Source organism: Marinimicrobium sp. UBA4509 (assembly GCF_002388575.1).
Lineage (GTDB): Bacteria > Pseudomonadota > Gammaproteobacteria > Pseudomonadales > Cellvibrionaceae > Marinimicrobium > Marinimicrobium koreense.
In genome coordinates this window covers 323-4,230 of the sequence record NZ_DGMV01000074.1, presented here as the reverse complement: position 1 = coordinate 4,230, position 3,908 = coordinate 323, and the positions used below count along the sequence as shown (strand labels likewise).

At 56.2% G+C, this 3,908-nt stretch carries 5 protein-coding genes; 1 reads left to right on the top strand and 4 read right to left on the bottom strand.

Annotated elements, in window-relative coordinates; translation table 11 throughout:
* A partial coding sequence (locus B3520_RS14110) for a PfkB family carbohydrate kinase (RefSeq protein ID WP_286876326.1) occupies positions 1-418 on the top strand: 418 nt, incomplete at its 5' end.
* A 60-nt stretch (positions 419-478) separates the two neighbouring features.
* On the opposite strand, the gene B3520_RS14105 is transcribed toward B3520_RS14110, so the two are convergent.
* Genes B3520_RS14105 through B3520_RS14090 form a run of 4 tightly spaced genes read right to left on the bottom strand, consistent with a single transcriptional unit; the run spans position 479 to position 3,728 of the window.
* Positions 479-862 (bottom strand): VOC family protein, encoded by a 384-nt coding sequence (locus B3520_RS14105; RefSeq protein WP_123639212.1) that lies wholly within the window; start codon positions 860-862, stop codon positions 479-481.
* A gap of 19 nt (positions 863-881) precedes the next feature.
* Positions 882-2,183: a TRAP transporter large permease gene (locus B3520_RS14100; RefSeq protein ID WP_286807145.1), complete on the bottom strand. Its 1,302-nt coding sequence runs from the start codon at positions 2,181-2,183 to the stop codon at positions 882-884.
* Between the two features lie 37 nt (positions 2,184-2,220).
* Complete coding sequence (locus B3520_RS14095) at positions 2,221-2,718, bottom strand: TRAP transporter small permease (protein ID WP_123639213.1); 498 nt, start codon at positions 2,716-2,718, stop codon at positions 2,221-2,223.
* A 17-nt stretch (positions 2,719-2,735) separates the two neighbouring features.
* Positions 2,736-3,728 carry a TRAP transporter substrate-binding protein gene (locus B3520_RS14090; protein WP_414673706.1) on the bottom strand — a complete coding sequence of 331 codons (993 nt, stop codon included), beginning with the start codon at positions 3,726-3,728 and terminating at the stop codon, positions 2,736-2,738.
* Positions 3,729-3,908: the final 180 nt, after the last annotated feature.

Sequence of the window (3,908 nt, the reverse complement as noted above, 5' to 3'; positions counted from 1 at the left end):
CCCCCGCCTGTGGAACACCGCCAAGGACGCCCAGAACGCCATGCAGGCCATGCTCAAGCACACCGATATCGCCCTGCTGACGCTTGATGATGAGCAGCTGCTGTGGGGCGACGATTCCATCGAGGGCTGCAAAAAGCGTTATCAGGCGCTGTCCGAGCTGGTACTGAAGCGTGGCGCCGAGGAAACCGTGCTGATCGTAGATGGCGAAGAGCAACGGGTCCCGGTGCCCAAAGTCGATAACGTGATCGACACAACCGGTGCCGGCGACACCTTCAACGCTGGCTACCTGGCCGCGCGACTGGACGGCGCCTCGGCAGAGGCAGCCGCTGCAAACGGCACCCGTTGTGCACGAGTGGTCATCCAGCACCGGGGCGGCGTAATCGAGAAAACCCTGTTTGAAGCCGGTATCAACGGCTGACACCTCACAGGCGGCGCGCCCAGGCGCCGCCTTTTTTACGACTGGGCTACACCCCTGCCACTACAGCATCGGCACGCCCCGTTTACACAGCTGAATACTGAAACCAAACGGATCGCGCATCATCACCAGGTGCGAGCCATCCTGAGGCTTCACTTCCTCAACAAACGTCGCTCCCACTTTCTCGAGTTCCGCCCGCTTCGCGTCCGGGTTTTCGCACACAAACGCAAGATGCAGAATCAGTGGGTTCATATCCGCGTAGGGCGGGACTTCATCCGGCGGATTGTTGTAAATTTCAATCATGACCTGGCCGCTGGAATCTTTCAGAAAGTGGGTACGGGGCCCACCCTCCATCTTCCGTGCAACGGTCATCCCCAGATTGGCGGTATACCACTCGGCCACCGCCTCCGGGTCAGCCACATTGTAGGCAAAGTGTTCAATTTTCATCGTATTCTATCGCTCCAGGTTACTCGTACAGTCCGAACAGACGCGGCAAGGCTTCACTGAAAGCCGGCACGTAAGTGACCAGCAACAGGACAACAAACATCGCGGCATAGAGCGGCAGCAGGGGCTTGAACATTTTGCTGATGGTGGTTTTGGCAATCCCGCAGCCGACAAAGAGCACACTCCCTACCGGCGGCGTACACAACCCGATACACAGGTTCAACACAATCATGATACCGAAGTGCAGCGGCGACATGCCCAGCTCGGTGACCACCGGGAGGAAGATCGGGGTAAAGATCAGGACCGCCGGTGTCATGTCCATGAAAATACCGACAATCAACAGAATCAGGTTGATGGTCAGCAGAATGATGTAGGGGTTATCACTCAGCGCAATCAGGGCATCGCTGATGGTCTGCGGGATATTCTCATAGGACATCACCCAGGACATGGCGGTGGAGGTGCCGATCAACAACATCACAATCGCGGTGGTCTCAACCGACTTGACCAGAATCTGCGGCAATTGGTTTATCTTGACCTCCCGGTAGATGAACACCGATAGCGCCAGAGCGTAGAGCACCGCGATCACACTGGCCTCGGTGGCGGTAAAGAAACCCGCCACAATACCGCCGATAACGATGATGATCAGCAGTAGGCTCGGGATGGCATCAATGGTTTTACGCACCGCTTCGCGAAACGGAATGCGATCGCCTACCGGGTACCCTTTCATCTTGGCCCAGATACCGCAGACCGCCATCAACCCGGCCATCAACAGCAGGCCCGGAATGTAGCCGGCAATAAACAGCGCGGCAATGGAAACACCACCGCTGGCCAACGAGTAAACGATCAACACGTTGCTCGGCGGAATCAGCAGGCCGGTCGTGGAGGCCGTAACCGTGACCGCACCACTAAAACCCCGATCGTAACCTTCTTTGGTCATGGCCGGGACCATAAAACCACCGACCGCTGAAGTGGCCGCCACGGCGGAGCCGGAAATGGCCCCAAACAGGGTACAACTGATCACGTTCACAAACGCCAGGCCGCCGGGCAGCATGCCAAAAAACACCTTGGCAAATTCAATCAGACGGTGCGCAATCCCGCCCTGACCCATCAGAATGCCCGACAGAATGAAGAACGGAATGGCGAGCAGAGCAAAACTGTTGATGCCCCCCGCCATGCGCTGCGCCAGGGTCATGACCGCCGGCGTAAAATCAATAGTGAACAGCATCGTCAGCAAAGTGGAAATGCCGATACTGATAGCGATGGGGACGTTGAGGAACAGCAACACAACGAAGCTGAGCACCAACACGACAATTGACAGTTCCATAGGGGTTCGCCTCTCTTATTCGTTCTATCTAGCAGCGTTAGTCGATGGGCAGGTCTTCACTGGCACCCGGAATTTCGCGCAATCGAATATGATCAATGGCGAACAGACAAATCAGTATTCCACTGATGGGGACGACGCTGTAGATATACCCCATGGGAATCTGCAGCGCTGGCGACAGTTGATTCAGGTCCAGCGTCAACATCATCAGTTTGAAACCGCCGACCACCATCACGCTCGCGGCAAACGCGAAACACAGCACGTTGATCAGAATTTCGGTTTTTACCTGAGCTTGGCGAGATAGACTGGAAGTGACAATATCCAGCCCTAGGTGTGCTCGCACACGAAATGCGTAGGCGGCCCCTAGCAGCCCGATCCAGACCAAGAGGAAACGGGCCAGCTCCTCGGTCACCGAGCTGGGCTCGGACAGAATAAAGCGGGTGACAACCTGCCAGGTGACATCGATCACCATTACGGCCATCAATACCATCAACACCCAGGCGAGGGCGCGATCAATTACTCTCATTACACTGTTCATGGCTCTCGTCTCCGCGCTCACATGGATTTGATCTGCTGCAGAAGCTCGTACACGGGCTCACCGCGCAGTTCTTCATGCATGGGCTCAACACGTTCCATAAAGGGTGTCTTGTCCGGATAAACCACTTCCACACCGGCTCTTTGCACCTCTTCCAGCGCGTGCTCGGTCGCTTCGGCCCATAGTTGTTTCTGGTAGGTCACCGACTCATCCATGGCCTGCTGCAGCCAGGCCTGCTGTTGTTCATCCAGAGAGTTCCAGACGTAGTTACTGATCAGGACCACGTCCGGTACATAGGTGTGCTCATTGAGCGAGTAGAACTTCGCCACTTCGTAGTGCTTGGAGATGAAAAAGCTCGGCGGGTTGTTCTCGGCACCGTCCACGACACCCTGGGAGAGGGCGGTATAGAGCTCACCCCAGGAAACCGGAGTTGGAGAGCCGCCCAGGGAGCGGACCATTGCCATGGAGGTCTGACTCTCCTGAACCCGGATTTTCATCCCGGCCAGGTCTTCAGGCGTTTCGACCTGTTTGTTGACGGTGTAAAAGCTGCGGCTACCGGCATCGTAGTAACCCAGCCCCCGCAATCCGACATCCGCACCTGACTGGAGCATTTTGATACCGGCATCGCTGTCGAGAAAATTCCAGAAGTGTTCGTGATCCCGGAATACATAGGGCAAGCTGAACACTTTCATTTCCGGCACGAAGCTTTCCATTGGGCTGGCGGACACTTTGGTCATGGCCAGGCTGCCAATCTGGAGCAGTTCAATCAGTTCCCGTTCGGAGCCGAGCTGGCCATTGGAGTAGACTTCCAATTGAACGCTACCGTCCGACAGTTCATGCAACCGGTCGGCCATGTGAACCATGGCTTTGTGCACGGGCGTGCTTCGATCGAGGTCATGCCCCATTTTCATGTAGACGGTGTCGTCCACTACGGTGTCGCACCCGGCCAGGCCGATGGTTACCGCAATGCAGCCGAGCACTCGCCGCCAGGTGGTTGGTTGGTTTGATTGCATAGTGACCTTCTCTCTTATTGTCGAGCTGACCATGATACAGGGCAGCCTACCCTCTCTCAATTAAACCTTGTTTGTCAGTCCTGAACTGATGTGCTTTGAACTTCTTTGCTTTCGACTTGGGTGGCTCGAATCCGGGCTGCCATGGGGTACACCGTTTCGGGACACGCCGTAAACCCATCC